The sequence below is a fragment of the Streptomyces sp. NPDC107471 genome (assembly GCF_055582845.1).
The window spans coordinates 1-17,728 of sequence record NZ_JBVJPC010000003.1; the positions used below are offsets into that span (position 1 = coordinate 1).

Annotated in this window: 15 protein-coding genes; 7 read left to right on the plus strand and 8 right to left on the minus strand. The window is 71.5% G+C overall.

Annotated elements, in window-relative coordinates; genetic code table 11:
- Nucleotides 1-128: 128 nt before the first annotated feature.
- The gene (locus ACZ66S_RS09485) at nucleotides 129-689 is read right to left on the minus strand and encodes a flavin reductase family protein (protein WP_469900917.1); all 561 of its coding nucleotides are present in this window, start codon (nucleotides 687-689) and stop codon (nucleotides 129-131) included.
- 17 nt (nucleotides 690-706) lie between these two features.
- Nucleotides 707-1,537, minus strand: a complete 831-nt coding sequence (locus tag ACZ66S_RS09490) for an AfsR/SARP family transcriptional regulator (RefSeq protein WP_469900918.1) — start codon at nucleotides 1,535-1,537, stop codon at nucleotides 707-709.
- A 296-nt stretch (nucleotides 1,538-1,833) separates the two neighbouring features.
- On the opposite strand from ACZ66S_RS09490, the gene ACZ66S_RS09495 reads away from it, so the two are divergent.
- Entirely contained in the window at nucleotides 1,834-3,165 is a 1,332-nt protein-coding gene (locus ACZ66S_RS09495) for a cation:proton antiporter (protein WP_469900919.1), read from the plus strand.
- Nucleotides 3,166-3,250: 85 nt separating this feature from the next.
- Here the strand turns inward: ACZ66S_RS09495 and ACZ66S_RS09500 are convergent, their stop codons facing one another.
- Nucleotides 3,251-3,865: a TetR/AcrR family transcriptional regulator gene (locus tag ACZ66S_RS09500; protein ID WP_469901713.1), complete on the minus strand. Its 615-nt coding sequence runs from the start codon at nucleotides 3,863-3,865 to the stop codon at nucleotides 3,251-3,253.
- Nucleotides 3,866-4,064: 199 nt separating this feature from the next.
- Between ACZ66S_RS09500 and ACZ66S_RS09505 the strand changes: the two genes are divergently transcribed.
- The 3 genes from ACZ66S_RS09505 to ACZ66S_RS09515 all read left to right on the plus strand — a co-directional run bounded on the left by ACZ66S_RS09505 (nucleotide 4,065) and on the right by ACZ66S_RS09515 (nucleotide 6,890).
- Nucleotides 4,065-5,072 carry an ATP-binding cassette domain-containing protein gene (locus ACZ66S_RS09505; RefSeq protein ID WP_469900920.1) on the plus strand — a complete coding sequence of 336 codons (1,008 nt, stop codon included), beginning with the start codon at nucleotides 4,065-4,067 and terminating at the stop codon, nucleotides 5,070-5,072.
- 36 nt (nucleotides 5,073-5,108) lie between these two features.
- Entirely contained in the window at nucleotides 5,109-5,963 is an 855-nt protein-coding gene (locus ACZ66S_RS09510; RefSeq protein WP_469900921.1) for an ABC transporter permease, read from the plus strand.
- Between the two features lie 270 nt (nucleotides 5,964-6,233).
- Entirely contained in the window at nucleotides 6,234-6,890 is a 657-nt protein-coding gene (locus ACZ66S_RS09515; RefSeq protein WP_469900922.1) for a LuxR C-terminal-related transcriptional regulator, read from the plus strand.
- A 67-nt stretch (nucleotides 6,891-6,957) separates the two neighbouring features.
- Here the strand turns inward: ACZ66S_RS09515 and ACZ66S_RS09520 are convergent, their stop codons facing one another.
- The 5 genes from ACZ66S_RS09520 to ACZ66S_RS09540 all read right to left on the minus strand — a co-directional run bounded on the left by ACZ66S_RS09520 (nucleotide 6,958) and on the right by ACZ66S_RS09540 (nucleotide 14,030).
- Nucleotides 6,958-9,162, minus strand: coding sequence for an MMPL family transporter (locus tag ACZ66S_RS09520; RefSeq protein WP_469900923.1), 2,205 nt, complete (start codon nucleotides 9,160-9,162; stop codon nucleotides 6,958-6,960).
- Nucleotides 9,163-9,376: 214 nt separating this feature from the next.
- Nucleotides 9,377-10,402 (minus strand): acyltransferase domain-containing protein, encoded by a 1,026-nt coding sequence (locus ACZ66S_RS09525; RefSeq protein WP_469900924.1) that lies wholly within the window; start codon nucleotides 10,400-10,402, stop codon nucleotides 9,377-9,379.
- Nucleotides 10,403-10,544: 142 nt separating this feature from the next.
- Nucleotides 10,545-11,573 carry a methyltransferase gene (locus tag ACZ66S_RS09530; protein ID WP_469900925.1) on the minus strand — a complete coding sequence of 343 codons (1,029 nt, stop codon included), beginning with the start codon at nucleotides 11,571-11,573 and terminating at the stop codon, nucleotides 10,545-10,547.
- Nucleotides 11,574-11,655: 82 nt separating this feature from the next.
- Nucleotides 11,656-13,578, minus strand: coding sequence for an AMP-binding protein (locus tag ACZ66S_RS09535; RefSeq protein WP_469901714.1), 1,923 nt, complete (start codon nucleotides 13,576-13,578; stop codon nucleotides 11,656-11,658).
- A complete protein-coding gene (locus ACZ66S_RS09540; protein WP_469900926.1) occupies nucleotides 13,578-14,030 on the minus strand; it encodes a nuclear transport factor 2 family protein in 453 nt (150 codons plus the stop codon). Before ACZ66S_RS09540 ends, ACZ66S_RS09535 begins: the two co-directional genes overlap by 1 nt.
- A gap of 183 nt (nucleotides 14,031-14,213) precedes the next feature.
- Between ACZ66S_RS09540 and ACZ66S_RS09545 the strand changes: the two genes are divergently transcribed.
- From ACZ66S_RS09545 to ACZ66S_RS09555, 3 genes are read left to right on the plus strand one after another with little or no spacing between them, the layout of a single operon-like run.
- A complete protein-coding gene (locus ACZ66S_RS09545; protein ID WP_469900927.1) occupies nucleotides 14,214-15,029 on the plus strand; it encodes an SDR family NAD(P)-dependent oxidoreductase in 816 nt (271 codons plus the stop codon).
- A gap of 44 nt (nucleotides 15,030-15,073) precedes the next feature.
- On the plus strand, nucleotides 15,074-16,039 hold the full coding sequence (locus ACZ66S_RS09550; protein ID WP_469900928.1) for an aromatase/cyclase: 966 nt from the start codon (nucleotides 15,074-15,076) through the stop codon (nucleotides 16,037-16,039).
- Nucleotides 16,032-17,684 carry an FAD-dependent monooxygenase gene (locus ACZ66S_RS09555; RefSeq protein WP_469900929.1) on the plus strand — a complete coding sequence of 551 codons (1,653 nt, stop codon included), beginning with the start codon at nucleotides 16,032-16,034 and terminating at the stop codon, nucleotides 17,682-17,684. The genes ACZ66S_RS09550 and ACZ66S_RS09555 overlap by 8 nt, the downstream gene beginning before the upstream one ends.
- Nucleotides 17,685-17,728: the final 44 nt, after the last annotated feature.

A 17,728-nucleotide genomic window follows, 5' to 3' on the forward strand; every position in this document is an offset into this window, starting at 1 on the left:
TGCGGAGAGACGAGCCTTGCTGTCTGTGCCACCGCAACAGGTGAGGGCCACTCTCTGGGGAAACCGGGGAGGTGGTGTGCCGCTGCCGGACCGTCCGGCAGCGGCACACCGCATCCGCGTCAGGGGAGTCATCCCTCGGTCGCCAGGGTGAGGCCCGAGCCCAGTACGTCGTGGCCCGGCCAGCCGGCGTACTCGCGGCGCCAGTACATGAGGGGTCCGCGGGCCTGCAGGGCGTCCCCGCCGACGATCGTGCCGATCACCACGGTGTGGTCGCCCGCCGTGATGGCCGAGTCCAGCCGGCACTCGGCGTAGGCGACGGTGTGGTCCGCAAGCCACGGCAGGCCCAGTGCGTCGGCCGGCTGCCAGGCGACCGAGGCGAACCGGTCCTCGGCCCGGGACGCGAAGTGCGAGGAGACCCACTCGCGGTGGGCGCGCAGGACGTTGACGGCGAAGGCCCCGGTGCCCAGCATCTCCCGCAGGACCCGGCTGCGGGAGTTCACGCAGACCAGCAGCAGGGGCGGGTCCTGCGACACGCTGCACGCGGCGCTGCACGTGAAGCCGCAGGGCTCGCCGCGGGAGTCGAGCGTGGTGACGACGGTCACGCCGGTCGGCAGCGCGCCCATGACGGCGCGGAACGTCTCCGGCTCGACCGGCGGTGCCGAGGACGCGGGTGGTGTCGGCAGCGACATGGACGTCTCCTTCACGGCTAGTGCACGGGGGCGGACGCGCGGCCGACGACGCCCCGCGCGGGCGCGGGCAGCCGCCGGTGCGAGCTGCGCCCCCGGGAGTCGGCGGCGAGGATCTCCTGGTGCAGGTGCCACAGCTCGGACGACGGTTCCAGGCCGAGCTCGCGGCGCAGCAGCTCGCGCACGTTCTGGTAGGCGTGCAGCGCCTCGCTGCGGCGTCCCGCCTTGTTCAGCGCCACGATGAGCTGGCCGTGGAACCACTCGTTGAGCGGGTGCACCGTCACCAGGGAGCGGAGATCGGCGATCATTTCGCGGTAGTTCCCCAGCTTCATTTCCGCCGAGACCCGCAATTCAAGCGCGGCGATATGGCGTTCTTCCAGGTTCACCACATATCCGCGCAGGACGTTTCCGCAATCCACGCCGGCCAGCGGAGTGCCTGTCCAGAGTGCCAGTGCCTCTTTTGCGTGCTGGGCTGTCGCCCGGAAATCCTGGGCCGTTGCCGACACCTTGGCGCGGGCGATGAGCGTGTCGAACTGCTTGATGTCGACCTCGTGGTCCTCGACCCGCAGGACATAACCGGGCGCCGCCGTCCTGACGATGTCCTCGGCCTTCTCCGGACCCACCACACGCGTCAGTGACCTGCGCAGATGGTAGATGTAGGTCTGGGTCGTGGTGATCGCGGTCTGCGGCGACTTGTCGCCCCACAGCTCCTCGATCAGCGTGTCGAGACTGACGACCTGATTCGCCCTGAGCAGGAGCAGGGCTAATACTTTCTTGACTTTCGGGGCGTGCGGCGTGCATAGCTGACGGTCGTGCATCACTTCCAGTGGTCCGAGAAGCCTGAATTCCATTTACCTGTCCTTTCCGGAGCAATAAGACGGGTTCTGGATTACCTCTGGCCTGAACTTTATGTGCAGCAGAGGTTGTGGGCAACGGGGCCTTCTGAAGGTTGCCTCACTTGAACCGGTAGGACCGGTGCCGATGTAACTTTCGATGTAGTCGGACCCGGCGGGGCGCGCCCTATGCGGTGGTTGTCCGACTTGCTCTGTGGCGGGAACCTTTCCTCCGCCGCCGCTTGAACGACTCTCCGATCGCCGATGCCACGGTGTTCGCTCCGTACGCGACCCTTCCTGTGCAGAGGAGCGTCATGCCGATCGCCTCGCCGGTGGCCCCGATCCCGGCTCACTCACTGCTCGTCTTCCTCCTCCAGGCCGGACTGCTGCTGCTCCTGGCGCTGCTGTTCGGCCGACTGGCGACACGCCTCGGACTGCCCGCCGTGGTAGGGGAGTTGTGCGTGGGCGTGGTGCTCGGGCCCTCGGTGCTCACCCATGTCGCCGGGGGCCTCGCGCGGTGGCTGCTGCCCCAGCAGCCGGAGCAGTTCCACCTGCTGGACGCGGTGGGGCAGATCGGGGTGCTGCTCCTGGTCGGCGTCACCGGCATGGAGCTCGATCTCGGCCTGGTGCGCCGCAGGGGACGGACCGCGCTGGGCGTCAGCCTCGTCGGGCTGGTCGTCCCGCTGGGCCTGGGAGTGCTGGCCGGCTGGTACGTGCCGGAGTCGTTCCTCGGCGCGGCGGTGAAGGAGCGTCACGTGTTCGCGCTCTTCCTCGGCGTGGCCATGTGCGTCAGCGCGATACCGGTCATCACCAAGACGCTGTCCGACATGAACCTCCTGCACCGCAACGTCGGCCAACTGACCCTGGCCGCGGGCATGATCGACGACGTCGTCGGCTGGATCCTGCTGTCGGCCGTCTCCGCCATGGCCACCACCGGTGTGCACGCGTCGACCGTCGCGACGTCGCTGATGTGGCTCGCGGTGGTCGTCCTCGGCGCGGCGACCGTGGGGCACCGGCTGCTGCGCGCGGCCCTGCGGGTGTCCGGCCGCGGCCCCGGATCCGGGGGGCCGGTCGCGCTGGCGGTGGCCGCGATCGTGCTGTGCAGCGCCGCGACCCAGTCGATGGGCCTGGAAGCGGTGTTCGGCGCGTTCGTGGCCGGCATCATGCTGCGCCGGTCCGGCGGGATCGAGCTGTCCAGGCTGGCTCCGATGCGGGCCTTCGTGATGAGCGTGCTCGCGCCGCTGTTCTTCGCCACGGCGGGCCTTCGGGTGGACCTCACCGCGCTGCGCCGACCCGAGGTCCTCGGCATGGCTCTGGTGGTCCTGCTGCTGGCCGTGCTCGGCAAGTTCGTCGGCGCGTTCGTGGGGGCCAGGTTCAGCAGGCTCAGCCGCTGGGAGGCGCTCGCGGTCGGCGCCGGCATGAACGCGCGGGGCGTCATCGAGATCGTGGTGGCCTCGGTGGGGCTGCGGCTGGGCGTCCTGACGTCCGAGTCCTACACGATCGTGGTGCTGGTGGCGGTGATCACCTCGCTGATGGCACCGCCGATCCTCCGGTTCGCCACCCGGCGCATCGAGTACACCGCCGAGGAGGCCCTGCGGGCCCGGGTCGCCGCCCAGGCGCGGGGGGAGCGGCTGGACGTGGTCTGAGGACGTGCGGCGACGGCACGGACGGCGCGCCGGCGGGGAGCCCGCAGGTGCGCCGTCCGGGTGTGTGCCGTCCCGGGGCCGGGGGTCAGCCGCTCAGGAGGATGGAGACGGTGGTGCGGATGTGCTCGCGCAGCACGTCGGTGCTCAGGTCCTCGTAGAAGGACGTGTACATCACGAGCGGGCCCATCATCGCGCCGAACGCGCAGCCGAGCCGGATGCGGTCCGAGGGCGGCAGCGAGGCGTCGGCGAAGAGCGCGGCGAGCGGCTCGCCCTGGGCCTCGATCTGGGGGCCGAGGACCGGGTCGTCGGCGAACAGCTTCTGGAACGCGTCGTCGTTGCGGTCCCACACCATGAACAGCCGGCGGTGGGTCAGGGCGATCTCGATGATCTGGTCGAAGGCGCGCTGCCACGCCTCGGCGTCCTTGCCGGCCACGGTGAGCCGGTCGGCGATGCCGCCGTTCACCTCCATGATCTGCTCGACGATGGCCCGGGCGATGTCCTCCTTGGTGCGGAAGTGGTAGTAGATCGCCGCCTTGCTCACGCTGAGCCGCTCGGCGATCTCCCGCAGGGAGGTGCCGCCGTACCCCTGGGTCGTGAAGAGCTCCGTGGCCACCGCGAGCAGCCGATCGCGGGTGTTGCCCGAACCGGAGGATCCGGCGTCCTTCTTGCTGGCCTGGTCCTTTGCTGATGGCGCGACCATGACGTCCGACCTCTCCTTGACGATTGGCAAGTGACTCCCTTACCGTTTGGCAAGTGGCCACTGGCCGGTGTGCCTAATTCGGGCTTGCCGACGGGATCAATTATGGGATGCAGAGTAGCAATCCGGGATCCACGCGCGGTCTCAAGGCCCCGCACAGCGGTCGCAGCGCCCCTGACCCCGATTCGATGAGGAGAAATCCGTGTCTGTCTCTCCTGGAGGCGACATCGCCATCAGCGTCCGAGGACTCGTCAAACGCTTCGGCGACTACGAGGCCCTCAAGGGCGTCGACCTCGAAGTGCCCGCGGGCTCGGTCGTCGGGGTGCTGGGGCCCAACGGTGCGGGCAAGACGACGACCGTGCGCGTGCTCGCGACGCTCCTCAAGCCGGACGGCGGACAGGTGCTCGTGGGCGGCCACGACGTGAGCAAGGACCCCGCGGCCGTCCGCCGGGCCATCGGACTGACCGGGCAGTACGCGGCCCTCGACGAGTTCCAGGGCGGCCGGGACAACCTGGTCATGATCGGGCGCCTGGCCGGTCTGCGGCGCCGCGCGGCCCACGAGCGGGCCGACGAGCTGCTGGCGGAGTTCGACCTCGTCGAGGCGGCGGGCCGCCCGGTCAAGGGCTACTCCGGCGGCATGCGGCGCCGGCTCGACCTGGCCGCCAGCCTCGTGGCCCGCCCGCGCATCCTGTTCCTCGACGAACCCACCACCGGTCTGGACCCGCGCAGCCGCAACGTGATGTGGGACGTCATCCGCGATCTGGTGGCCGACGGCACGACGCTGTTCCTGACCACGCAGTACCTGGAGGAGGCCGATCAGTTGGCCGACCAGATCGTGGTCATCGACCGCGGCCGGGCCATCGCCAAGGGGACGCCCCGCGAACTCAAGTCCATCCTCGGCGGGGCCCAGTTGGAGGTCGTCGTCTCGGCCGGCGGGGATCTCGCCACGGCGGCCCTGGTGCTGGGCGGCTTCGGCACGGGCCCGGCCACCATCGACCCCGAGACCCGCCATGTGCAGGTGCCCGTGACCGCGCGCCCCCGGCTGGCGACGGACGTCGTCCGGTCCCTGCTGAGGTCCGGCATCGAACTGGACGACTGCTCCGTGCGGCGCCCGTCGCTGGACGACGTCTTCCTGGCGCTCACGGGCCACTCGGCCCTCGCCCGGGACGAGTCGGCCAGCGAGGACGGCGTCGTGGCCGCGGCCGGCTGAGCACGGCCCCCGTATTCCTGCATTGGAGAACCCGAGATGACGACCCTCACGGCGGTCCCCGGCCGCCTCGACGCCGGACCCGGCACGATCGGCAAGGTGCGCCAAGTGATCGGCGACACCCTGGTGCTCGCCCGCCGCAACCTCGCCCGGACGCTCAGCGAACCCGAGTCCCTGATCGACGTGACCCTGACCCCGGTGGTGTTCACCCTGCTCTTCGCCTACGTCGTGGGCGGTGCCATCGCGCTGCCCCACGGGGTGAGTTATCACGACTACCTGATTCCGGGCATGTTCGCGATGACCATGGCCTCGGCGTCTACCGGCACCGCGACCGCGGTCAACCACGACATGTCCAACGGGATCATCGACCGGTTCCGGTCGCTGCCGATGTCCCGGGCCGGGGTGCTGGCGGGACAGAGCCTCGCGGACCTGCTGACCACGATCATCGCCGTGATCGTCCTGGCCGCGACCGGTCTCGCCATCGGCTGGCGCATCCACACCGACTTCGCGCACGCCGTGGAGGGCTTCGCGCTCATCCTGCTCTTCGCCTACGCCCTCAACTGGGGGATGGCCTGTCTCGGCATGGTCTTCCGCAGCGCGGAGGGCGTGCAGCAGTTCGGGGTGCTGATGATGCTCGGGCTGACCTTCGTGTCGAGCGCGTTCGTCCCCACCTCGGGCATGCCCGCGTGGCTGCGCGAGGTGGCCAACTGGAATCCGCTGAGCTCGCTGTCGGCCGCCATCAGGGACCTGTTCGGCAATCCGAATCCCGCGAGCAGTGTGCACGCCTGGCCGCTCCAGCACCCGGTCCTCGCGACCACCGTCTACTCGGTCGGAATGATCGTCGTCTTCGCTCCGCTGGCCGTTCGCCTCTACCGTACCCGCACCGGCAAGTAGCAAATTCTGTACGTTTCAGACCCCCGCATTGCTGTGGGGGTCTGCGACGCATTCCCGGACGGCGTGCACGGCGGGCGCGGAGCGTTGAATTCCGCACCATCAAAGCCCGTTCCAATCTTTTACTATTACTGAATCTTTACCTGGTCCCCGGTCCGGTTGGGATACAGTGCATCGAAGGAATGCACTGAAAGTCTTCTCGCGTTGATGCTCTGTTCGATTGGCCCAGCGTGCTGTCGTGGTTCACATCGCACTAAACGGGGGGTTCGACGGATGGTGTCGAGACAGATCAAGATCCTTCTTGTTGATCACCAGACGCTTCTCAGGGAGTCCCTGGGATCGATGCTGGGCGCGGAGCGGGATCTGGCCGTCGTCGGCTGCGCGGTCGGAGGCGCGGAGGCGGTCGATCTGGCGGTCACGGTCCAGCCCGATGTCGTCATCGTCGACGCCGACCGGCCTGAGGGTGTCATGGAGACCTTCATGCAGCTCCGGGTGGCCGTCCGCGACTCCCGCTTCCTGGTGCTCAGTTCGCACGACCAGCCGGCCCTGCTGCAGGAACTCCTCGCGCTGGGAATCAGCGGCTATCTGACGAAAAGCGTGACGGTCCTCGAGCTGGTCACAGCCATCCGGACCGTGGCCGCACGGGACGGCCGGGTGGTGCTCTCGGTGGCCCGCGCCAGTATCGAACGCATTAGCCGCCCCGATGACGAAACCGCTCTCTCCCGCCGGGAGAAGGAAATCCTGACGCGGATAGCGGACGGATTGAGCAATGGGCAGATAGCCCGGCGGCTTTCTATTTCCGAGGGAACTGTGAAACGGCATGTGCACAGTATTTTCGTGAAACTCGGAGCCGTTTCCCGAATTGACGCCGTCAATAAGTATTCCGCTCTGCGTGCGGGGTGGGTGGCAGCGTACGAGTCGGTTTCCTGACCCGGTGCCCGACATGCCGAAAGGGACGGTCCGCGGGGACCGTCCCTTTCGGCGTGCGAGGACCGGTTCAGGTCCTGGCGCGCTCGGGTGCCTCGCCGTCCCGCTGGTGCGTCACGGCCGGCGCCTCCGGTGCCACGAGGTCACCGCCCTCCAGGTCGGGCAGCCGGCTCAGCAGGGCCGGGACGTGCCAGTTGCGCTCGCCGAGCAGGAGCATCGCCGCCGGCAGCAGCATGCCCCGGATGACGGTCGCGTCGATGAGCACGGCGATGGCGAGCCCGAGGCCCATCTGCTTCATCCCCTGGAGCGACAGGGTGCCGAAGATCGCGAAGACGCCGACCATGATGACCGCGGCGCTGGTGACGACGCCGGCCGTGGTCGCGATCCCGTGCCCGATGGCGTCCCGCGTGCTCATGCCGCGCAGTCGCGCCTCACGGATCCGCGACACCACGAACACGTGGTAGTCCATGCTCAGCCCGAACAGGATGACGAAGAGGAACAGCGGCAGCCAGGACTCGATGGCCCCCACACCCTGCGCACCGATCAGCGAGGCGCCCCAGCCCTTCTGGAAGACCGCGGTGAGGATGCCGTAGGCGGCGCCCACCGACAGCAGGTTGAGCACCGTGGAGGTGAGGGCGATGAGCGGCGACCGGAAGGACAGCAGCATCAGCAGGAACGCGAAGGCGATGACGAACGCGAACACCGGGGCGACGCTGGAGCCCAGCTTGTCGGCGAAGTCCTTGGACGCGGCGACGGATCCGCCGATCGGTGCCCGTACGCCCTCGACCTTGCCGAGCGTCTGCGGCCGCACCTCCTCGCGCAGCAGCCGCAGGCTCTTCTCGCTCCTGGCCCGCGAGTCGCCGCCGGTCAGCGGTACCTCGATGACCGCGAGGTTCTGCTTGCGGTGCACGGTCACCTGGACCGGGCCGCCGGAGGCGCCGGAGCTGACGGCGCGTTCGCGGAACGCGGCGATGGCGGCGGTCACCCGGGCGCCGGTGATGTCGTCGGCGGTCACCACGACCTCGGCGGGTTCGGGGCCGCCCGGGAAGGTCGTGCTGATGTCCTCGTAGGCGCGGACCATGGCCACGTCGCCGAGTTCCTGCTTGAGGGTGAGGTCCGCCGGATGCAGGGCCGTGGCCGGGACGGCGAGGGCGATCAGCGCGCCGGCGCCGATCAGCAGCGACAGCTTGGGGCGGCGCAGCACGGTGCCGAGGACGGCGCGCCAGACGCGGCTCTCGGCGTCCGGGGCCTGCCGGGCCGGCCTGCGCCAGGGCAGCCGTCCCTTCTCCACCCGCTCGCCGAGCAGCGACAGCACGGCCGGCAGGACGGTCACCGAGCCGATCATGGCCACGCCGACCACCAGCAGGGTCGCCAGGCCCATGCCCTCGAACTCGGTCATGCCGGTGAGGAACATGCCGGCCATTGCGACGATCACCGTGCTGCCGGAGACGAGGATGGCCCGGCCGGAGGTGGCCGACGCGATGTTCAGCGCCGTCCGGGCGTCCCTGCCGCGGGCCCTCTCCTCGCGCTCGCGGCGGAGATAGAAGAGGCAGTAGTCCACCCCGACGGCCATGCCGACCAGGAGCATCACGATGCCGGAGCTGTCGCTCATGGGCACCGCGTGACTGGCCAGCGCCACCAGACCGGTGGTGGCCACGACCGCGGTCAGCGACAGGATCACCGGCAGGACGGCGGCGACGAGGGCGCCGAAGGCGATGAAGAGGATGCCGATCGCGAGCGGCACCACCGAGTACTCGGCCTGGGCGAAGTCGTCGCTGAACGCGTCCCCGATGGTCTTGTCCGCGCTCGCGGCGCCGAACTCCTCGACCTTCATGTCCTTGTGTCGGTCCGCCACCTCCTCGACGGCGGTGAGGACCGGGCCCACCCGGTCGCCCGCGGTGGCGGGGTCCCCGGTGACGGCGAACTGCACCAGGGCGGCGTGGCCGTCCCGGGAGACGGCCTCGGTGTCGTAGGGCGAGCGGATGTCGGTGACCTGTCCGGTGGCCCGGACCGAGGTGATGACGTCGCTGACCGTGTCGCGGGCGGCCCTACCGGTCACCGCGCCGGTCGAGCGGATCAGCACCGACTCCAGCGCGGGGTCCTGGACGCCCTTGTCGTGCAGGGTCTTGATGACCTGTCCGGCCTCGCCGGGCACGGTGTCGTGGTCCGCCGCGTCGATCTGGCCCACGATGCCTCCGAGGGCCACGGAGACGACCGCGAAGAGCAGCCAGGCGGCCACCGCGGCCCAGCGGTGCTCGGCGCTCCAGCCGCCCATGCGGCCGGCGATGCCGCGCGGCCTGAAGGCCGGTTCCGTAGTGCTTGGGCCGGGTGGTCGGGTCCGGCTCTTTCCGTGTGCTCGCGCCACGGGTCAGCCCCCTTCGAGTGGTCGGGAAGGTCAGGGAAACGCAGATGCGCGGGCCGGCCGGACCGTCACTGTCTCATCGACAAGTACTTACTTGCCAAAAGGTAAGGGAGTCACTTGCCAATCGTCAAGTGAGGAGCTGGGTCAGGGCAGTTCGGAGAAAGGCCAGGTCCCCGCCGGGCCGCGGCGGCAGCAGCGGCACCACCCGGCTGCGCCGCGAGCGCACCTGGGGATGCCGGCGGGCCAGCATCGACAACCCCTGTCCGGGGCCCGTCTCCACCAGGGTGAAGTCGCCGTGCCGCAGCAGGTTGTCCAGCGCGGGCCAGAACAGCACCGGCTCGGCGAGCTGCTGGGCCCAGAAACCGCCGTCCGCCGCCTCGTGCGGGCGCACCGGCCGCCCCGTCCGGGTCGACCACACGCGGATCCGCGGCGTATGGAGCGACACCCCGCTGAACGCCGCCTCGAACACGTCGGCGGCGCCCGCCACCGCCGGGCAGTGGAACGCCTGCCGCGCGGGCACCCGGCGAGCCGCCAACCGGGCCGCGCGCAGGGCCTCCTCCACCTCGGTGAGGTGGGGCTCCAGCCCGCTCAGCACCGTCTGCGCGGGCGCGTTGACCGCGCCGACGGCCACCGCGCCCGGGACGCCCCCGGGGCCGCCCGGCAGCAGATGCGCGAGTTCCTCGGGACGCGCCGCCACCGCCAGCATGCCCCCGGGCCCCACGCCGGCCATCGCGGCGGACCTGGCCGACATCAGCCAGGCCGCGTCGGCCAGGTCGAACACCCCGGCGAGTGCGGCCGCGGCCAGTTCGCCGACGCTGTGCCCGAGCAGCACCGCGGGCCGGACGCCGTGGGCCAGCAGGGTGCGCCCGAGGGCGTAGCCGACGGCGAAGAGCAACGGCTGGGCGCGGCAGGCGTCGTCGAGCGGAACGCGCGGGCGCTCGCTCAGCCAGTCCTCGCGCAGCTCCGTGCCCTCCCGCCCGAGCAGGGTGAAGAACTCGTCCATGACGGCGGTGAACACCGGTTCGGGCCCGTAGAGTTCGGTGGCCATGCCCGGCTGCTGGGCTCCCTGACCCGGTAACAGCAGGGCGACGGGGCCGGTGGGGGAGACGGGGGCCGCGAGGGCGGACGCGCCGGTGGCGGGGACGGACGGCATGGTGGTCCTCCGGTCGAAGAAGTCGACGGGGACGACCGCCTTCGAAGCGGTCGTCCCCGGGCATGCCTCACCGCCGGCGCGGAACTCCGCGCCGGCGGTGAGGCACCGGACGGTGGAAGAGGGGCGGGGGCGCGGCCGTCGGTCAGGCCACGGTGCTCTCGAAGAGGTGCAGATACGAGTTGACCGGGCGGATGTCCCCGACCCGCAGCCCGGCCTGCTCCATCAGGGCCGCCAGCCCCTGCCGGGTGTGCTTCTTGCCGCCCACGTTCAGCAGGAGGAGGAGGTCCATCGCGGTGGTGAACCTCAGCTCGGGACTGCCGTCCACCAGGTTCTCGATCACGAGGACCCGGGCTCCCGGGCGGGCCGCGGCCACCGCGTTGCGCAGCGCCGTGACCGTGCTCCGGTCGTCCCACTCCAGGATGTTCTTGAAGAGGTACACATCCGCCTGGACCGGGATCTCCCGCAGGCAGTCGCCCGGCAGCAGCGTGGCCCGGGACGCCAGCGAACCGCCCTCGCCCAGCCGCGGGTCGGGGTTGGCGACCACACCCGGCAGGTCGAGCAGGGTGCCGCGCAGCCCGGGGTTCTTCTCCAGCAGGGTCGCCAGCACCAGCCCCTGGCCGCCCGCGATGTCGGCCACGCTCCGCACCCCGGACAGGTCGAGCCGCTCGGCGATGGCACGTGCGGAGAGCTGACTGGACTGTGTCATCGCCTTGTCGAACACCTCGGCCGAGTGCGGCGCCCGGGCGTGCAGGTACGCGAAGAACTCCTCCCCGTGCAGGGAGGGGAACACGCCCTTGCCGGTGCGGACGGCCTCGTCCAGGTGGGCCCACAGTTCCCAGGTCCACGGCTCGGTGGCCCACAGGACGTTGTACTTGATGCTGCGCGGGTCGTCCTCGCGCAGCAGCCTGGACTCGGCGGTGTGCACATAGGTGCCCGCACCGGTCTCGGCGAAGACGCCGTACGTCGTCAGCGAACGCAGCAGCCGGACGAGCGCCTCCTGGTCCGCACCCACGGCCTGGGCCAGATCGGCGGCGGTGGCGGGCTCCTCGCCGAGTGCCTCCGGCAGCCCGAGCAGGGCCGCGGCCCGGACCGAGGCGGCGCAGGCGGCGCTGTGCGCCAGCTCCCGCAGCCTCATGACCGGTCCCGGTACGGCGGTTGTCGCGTCGGTCATCACGAATTCCCTTCCCTCCAAGGATGCGCACGGGACACGGGCCGGCCGGCGACGGGGGGCACCGGCCGGCCCGCGGACGCGGTCATTCGCCCGCGTCGGCCTGACGCTCGGTCACCAGCCGGTACGGGCCGGCCTCCGCCCGGGCGAGCTTCATGATCTCCATCACCGGACCGCGGAACCCGTCGCTGGAGACCGCCTGCTTGTGGGCCGCGCCGTCCGTCCACTCCGCGGTCTCCACGTACACCTGCGGGTCCTGCACCGACCGGTACAGGTGGTACGCGCGGAAGCCGGGCTGCTCCGCCATGTAGTCGGTGATCTTCCCCAGCAGGCGCTCGAACTCCTCGGTGTCGCCGGACACGGTGAAACGGTTGACGAAGTGGTGCATGACGGTGGACTCCTTCGGATGGGAGGGGTGTTCCGGTGCGGTCCGCAGCCGTGCGCGCAACTCCTGACGGAGCACCTTGCCGGTGGGCGAACGCGGGATGCGGTCGGTCGCTTCGATGTGCTCGAGCCGTTCGTAGTACGGCAGTCCGGCGTTGACCTCGGCGGCCACGGCGGCCGGGTCGACGGTGCCCGCGCCCTCGGCGAGCACCACGAAGGCGTGCGCCACGGCACCGCTGAACTCGTGCGGCCGGTCGATCACCGCGCAGTCGGCGACGGCGGGGTGGCGCAGCAGCACCCGCTCGATCTCCGTCGGCGACACCAGCCAGTTGTCCCGTTTGAAGACGTCCTTGAGCCGGTCGACGACGTACAGGTACCCGTCGGCGTCCATCAGCCCGATGTCCCCGGTGGAGAACCAGCCCTCCGCGTCCGTGTCGTACGACAGGTCCCGGCCGAGGTAGCCCTTCATGAGCTGGGGCCCGCGGACCTGGATCTCGCCCCGCTCGCCCACCGGGCGCACCCGCCGCGAGTCGACCTCGACGATCCGGCACTCGGTGCCCGCCACCGGCCGCCCGGACGAGCCGGCGCGGGGTGCGGCCAGACTGTCGAAGTGCGTGGAGGGGGAGGTCTCCTGAAGGCCGTAGCCCTGCACCACCGGGACGCCGAAGTGCTGGCCGAGCGTGCCGGCCGCGGACCGCGGCAGGGTCGAGCCGCCGGAGAGGACCGCCCGCAGCGACGGGCACTCCAGCTCGGGCAGCCGCGGGTGCACGGCCAGCCGGGCCAGCCGGACCGGCAGGCTGTAGAAGTGCGTGGCGCGCAGCCGGTTCGCCGCGTCCATCGCGTCCGCCGGATCGGGCTCGGTGCACAGCACGAGGGTCCCGGCCACCGCGACCGTGACGGTCAGGTGCATCAGATGGAACGTCGGAAGGTAGTCGAAGACCACCGCGTCCGGGTCCAGACCGTGCGCCCGCGCCGACTGCGCCGCGTTGACCACCAGGTTGCGGTGGCTGAGCAGCACGGCCTTCGGCGCTCCCGTGGTGCCGCTGGTGAACTGCACACAGGCGACGGCCTCGGGATCGTCGTCCGGCACCGGCGGCCGCTCCAGCGGCCCGGCCCCGGGCAGTTCGTCCAGCACGGGTACGCCCTCGGGTACGCCGGCGTCCCGGTGCGTCGGCACGATGTGCCGCAGCTCCGGCAGCCGGCCGCGGACGCCGTCCAGGCGGTCGTGGAGCTCCGGGGGCGCCAGCACCGCCTGCGCCGCGCTGATGCCCAGGACATGGGCCAGCCCCTCCTCCCGGAGCAACGGGTTGACCAGGGCGGGGATGTTGCCGGAGCGCAGGATGCCGAAGAAGGCCGGGGCGAAGTGCCGGTCCAGCGTCGTGGTGAGGGCCACCACGGCGTTCGATGCGCCCAGCAGGGCGCGCAGCCCGGCGGCGTACCGGTCGGCCAGCGCCGACAGACCGGCGTAGTCGACCGTCCCCTCGTCGGTGCGCACGGCGGTGCGGTGCGGGGCCGACGCCGCGGCCCGCCGCAGCAGGTCGTCGATCCGGGGCCCGCCGAGCAGATCCGCCAGCGAACCGAGCGGCGCCCCGGCCGCCACCCCCTCGTGCGGCGCGCCCGGCATCACGAGCGCGGAAGGTCGTCGCGGTACACCTGCCGGCGCCGCACGAGGAGCCGGTCGCCCTCGCGCACCAGCAGGTCCTCGCAGGAGCAACTGAGCTCCAGTTCGGCCCTGCCGCCCTGGGGGGTGGCGAGCACCTGCGCGTACGTCACGGCCGTCACCGTGCCGTCGGCGTTGCGGGAGACCTCCAGCATGCCCAGCCAGTGACGGCGTCGGACACCCTGCTCCGCGAGCCGGCGGGTGGCCTCGGCCGCGCCCTGCCGGATGGCGGCGCGACCCTCCTGGGGCCGGGGGTGGGCGTTGGCGCGGAACACCCCGTCCTCGGTGAAGGTCTCGGCCCACTCGGCGACGTTCCCCTCGTCGAGGCTGCGCATCTGCCGGGCGTAGAAGTGCAGGACCTCCTGGTACAGCGCGGTGTCGTGGACGCTGTTCGCGGGCGGTGCCGACAACGGCATGACAGTCCCCCTTTCGATCACGGTGGCGTGGTGTGCAGCAGACGCTCGCACCGGCGCCTCGAGAACCGCTGGAGATCTCCTCACCGGTCCGTCCACCCGCCCCGGAAGGGTTCGAGGCATCCTCGGTCGCGCCTCGAACCCGGTCCGGGAGGCTGCCGGGGCATCCCGACGGAGGAGGACGAGATGACCACAGCGCATTCCCCGGGCACGGCCGGGGCGGGCGGTCCGCACCGCGCGGCCCTGGTGACGGGCGGCACCAGCGGGATCGGGCTCGCGGTGGTGACCCGGCTGGCCCGGCGCGGCATCCCGGTGTACCTGTGCGCGCGGTCCGAGGAGAACGTGTCCTCGACCGTCAAGGGGCTGCGGGAGCAGGGCCTGGAGGTGGACGGCCGGGCCGCCGACGTGCGCTCCGGCGAGTCGGTGCGGGCCCTCGTCCGCGCCGCCGTGGAGCGCTACGGGCCGATCACCGCGCTGGTCAACAACGCCGGACGCAGCGGCGGCGGCCGGACCGCGCAGATCACCGACGAGCTGTGGGACGACGTGATCGAGACCAACCTCAGCAGCGTCTTCCGGGTCACCCGCGAAGTCCTCACCACCGGCGGCCTGGAGGGCGTCGAGGGCGGACGGATCATCAGCATCGCCTCCACCGGAGGCAAGCAGGGCGTGCCCTTCGGCGCCCCCTACTCGGCCGCCAAGGGCGGTGTCATCAGCTTCACCAAGGCACTCGCCAAGGAGCTCGCGCCCACCGGGGTCACGGTCAACGCGGTCTGCCCCGGCTACGTCGAGACGCCGATGGCCGTCCGGGTGCGCGAGTCCTACGCGAACACCCGGCACCTGTCCGAGGAGGAGGTGCTCACGGAGTTCCACGCCAAGATCCCGCTGGGCCGGTACTCCACCCCGGACGAGGTGGCCGGCCTCGTCGACTACCTCGTCACCGACACCGCCGCCTCCATCACCGCGCAGGCCCTCAACGTCTGCGGCGGACTCGGCATCTTCTGACCCCGCGGGCCGGCGCCCGGTCCGACCCAGAGAAAGGCACGGCAATGCTGCGCACCGGAACCCAGCGCACCACGCACCACATCGACATCGACGCACCGGCCGGGACGGTCTACGGGATCATCGCCGACGCTCTCTCCTGGCCCGTCCGCTTCGCCCCGACGATCCACGTCGAGCGCGTCGAGGAAGCGGACCCGCAGACGGGGGGCGTGGAACGGCTGCGGATCTGGGCCACCGCCAACGGCGAGGCCAAGACCTGGAGTTCGCGCCGGCACCTGGACCCGGAACGGTCCCGGATCACCTTCCGGCAGGAGGTCTCCACGCCGCCGGTCGCCTCGATGAGCGGCGAGTGGATCGTCGAGGCCGGCACCGCACCGGGCACCGCCCGCCTCACCCTGCTCCACGAGTTCACCGCCGTCGACGACGACCCGGCCGGCCTGGAATGGATCGAGCAGGCCACCGACCGCAACAGCACGACCGAACTCGCCAACGTCAAGGCGCTGGCCGAGCAGGCCACGGACACCGCCGGCCTCGTCTTCGAGTTCGAGGACTCCACGCTGATCGACGCGGACCCGGAGGCCGTCTACCGCTTCCTGTACGAGGCCGCGGCCTGGCCGGACCGGCTGCCGCACGTCTCCCGGATGAGGCTGCGCGAGGACGTCGAGAACATCCAGTGGATGGTGATGGACACCGTCACCAAGGAGGGCTCGGCGCACACCACCGAGTCGGTCCGGGTCTGCTTCCCGGAGCAGCGGCGCATCGTCTACAAGCAGCTCGTCACGCCGCCGCTGATGACCGCGCACCTCGGCGAGTGGACCGTGGTGCCCACCGCCGACGGCGTGCGCGCCACCTCCTGGCACCGCGTGCGCCTGAACGAGGCCGCCATCCCCGACGTCCCACAGGCCGGCGGGACACGCGCGTCCGCGGCGGAGTTCGTGCGCCGCGCGGTCGGCGGCAACAGCGCGGCGACCCTCGCCCTGGCCAAGGCGTTCGCGGAGGCCCGGGATGACTGACAGCTCCGCGGGCCCCGAGGTCCTCGTGGTGGGCGCGGGCCCCGTCGGTCTCACGCTCGCCCACGAACTCGCGCGGCGCCAGGTGGCCGTACGGATCGTCGACCGGGCACCCGGCCCCGCGGTCACCAGCCGGGCCCTCGCCGTGCACGCCCGCACCCTGGAGATCTGCGAACAGATGGGCGTCCTGGACGGTCTGCTGCCGCGCGGCCGCAAGGTCGAGCACTTCACCCTGCACCTGCGCGGACGCACCCTGATCCGCTTCGACACCGACTACTCCACGATGCCCACCCGCTACCCCTTCAGCCTCATGGTCGACCAGGTGGTGACCGAGGAGGTGCTGCGCGAGCGGCTGTCCCAGCGCGGCGTCGAGGTCGAGTGGGGCGTCGCGCTCGACTCCTTCACCCCGTACGACGACCACGTGGAGGTGCGGCTCGTCGCGGCGGACGGCCGCGCGACCACCTCCCGCGTACCGTGGCTGGTCGGCACCGACGGGGCGCACAGCACCGTCCGCAAGAGCCTCGGCCTCCCCCTCCTCGGCGACGCCAGCGAGACCTGGCTCAACGCCGACGTCGAGACGGACGCCCCGCTCCCCGGGGACAGCAACCACCTGCTGCACACCGGCAAGGGCACCCTGCTGATGGTGCCCTTCCCCACCTCGGGCAAGTGGCGGGTGATCGACACCCAGGACATCACGGACGCGGACGACCCGGAGGCGATCAGGAACCGCCTCGCACGGAAGATCTCCACCGCGCTCGGCCGGCCCGTGAAGGTGGCACCGCCCACCTGGATCTCGGTCTTCACCGTGCAGCAGCGGATGATCACCGGCATGCGCGTCGGGCGCTGCTTCGTCGCCGGGGACGCGGCCCACGTGCACAGCCCCGCCTCCGGGCAGGGCATGAACGCGGGCATGCAGGACGCCTACAACCTCGCCTGGAAACTCGCCGACGTGGTCCGCGGCCACGCCGAGGACCGGCTGCTGGACAGCTACGGCGCCGAGCGCGTCCCCGTCGGCGAACGCCTCCTCGGCTCCACCCGCGTGGCCACCGCCCTGGTCGCCCTGCGCAACGCCCTCGGGCCCGTCCTGCTGCCGGTGGGCCTCGGCGCCGTCCGCCGGATCACCCCGCTCAAGCGGAAGCTGGAGCGCAAGATGATCCGCGGCTTCTGCGGACTGACCGTCGAGTACCCCGACAGCCCGCTCAGCCGGCCCGCCCCGCCCGGACCCGGCCCGCGGCCCGGACAGCGGGTGGGCTGCACCGCCGAGGACCGGCGCACCAGGGCCGGCTGGCGGGACCTGTGCGAGGAACTCCACGACCCGCGCTGGACGCTGCTGCTGCCCGCGACGGCCGGCGGGCGGCCCACCGGGGAACTGGTCGGGCGGCTCGACGCGACCCACGGCCGGGCGGTCTCGGTCCGCCGCCTCTGCGACACCGGCGACACCTCCGGGCCCCGCCCGCTGCTGGACCCGGACGGCGTCCTGCGCCGCGATCTCGGCCTCGGGACAAGGGACTTCGCGCTCATCCGGCCCGACGGCCACCTCGCCGCCCGCGGACCGCTGGCCGACGGCGCGGACCTCGACCACGTACTGCGGTCCGCCGGACTCACTGCGGCCCGCAGCACGTCCGCCTCCCTGCCGGAAGCGTCCTGAAGTCCCCAACCCCACACGTCAGTTCACAGCCGTACGAACGGAGA

Coding starts and splice junctions, on each gene's coding strand:
- ACZ66S_RS09485 (WP_469900917.1), bottom strand. CDS start 689: ATGTCGCTGCCGACACCACCCGCGTCCTCGGCACCGCCGGTCGAGCCG.
- ACZ66S_RS09525 (WP_469900924.1), bottom strand. CDS start 10,402: ATGCCGTCCGTCCCCGCCACCGGCGCGTCCGCCCTCGCGGCCCCCGTC.
- ACZ66S_RS09515 (WP_469900922.1), top strand. CDS start 6,234: ATGGTGTCGAGACAGATCAAGATCCTTCTTGTTGATCACCAGACGCTT.
- ACZ66S_RS09545 (WP_469900927.1), top strand. CDS start 14,214: ATGACCACAGCGCATTCCCCGGGCACGGCCGGGGCGGGCGGTCCGCAC.
- ACZ66S_RS09530 (WP_469900925.1), bottom strand. CDS start 11,573: ATGACCGACGCGACAACCGCCGTACCGGGACCGGTCATGAGGCTGCGG.
- ACZ66S_RS09510 (WP_469900921.1), top strand. CDS start 5,109: ATGACGACCCTCACGGCGGTCCCCGGCCGCCTCGACGCCGGACCCGGC.
- ACZ66S_RS09550 (WP_469900928.1), top strand. CDS start 15,074: ATGCTGCGCACCGGAACCCAGCGCACCACGCACCACATCGACATCGAC.
- ACZ66S_RS09490 (WP_469900918.1), bottom strand. CDS start 1,537: ATGGAATTCAGGCTTCTCGGACCACTGGAAGTGATGCACGACCGTCAG.
- ACZ66S_RS09520 (WP_469900923.1), bottom strand. CDS start 9,162: ATGGGCGGCTGGAGCGCCGAGCACCGCTGGGCCGCGGTGGCCGCCTGG.
- ACZ66S_RS09535 (WP_469901714.1), bottom strand. CDS start 13,578: ATGCCGGGCGCGCCGCACGAGGGGGTGGCGGCCGGGGCGCCGCTCGGT.
- ACZ66S_RS09500 (WP_469901713.1), bottom strand. CDS start 3,865: ATGGTCGCGCCATCAGCAAAGGACCAGGCCAGCAAGAAGGACGCCGGA.
- ACZ66S_RS09555 (WP_469900929.1), top strand. CDS start 16,032: ATGACTGACAGCTCCGCGGGCCCCGAGGTCCTCGTGGTGGGCGCGGGC.
- ACZ66S_RS09540 (WP_469900926.1), bottom strand. CDS start 14,030: ATGCCGTTGTCGGCACCGCCCGCGAACAGCGTCCACGACACCGCGCTG.
- ACZ66S_RS09495 (WP_469900919.1), top strand. CDS start 1,834: ATGCCGATCGCCTCGCCGGTGGCCCCGATCCCGGCTCACTCACTGCTC.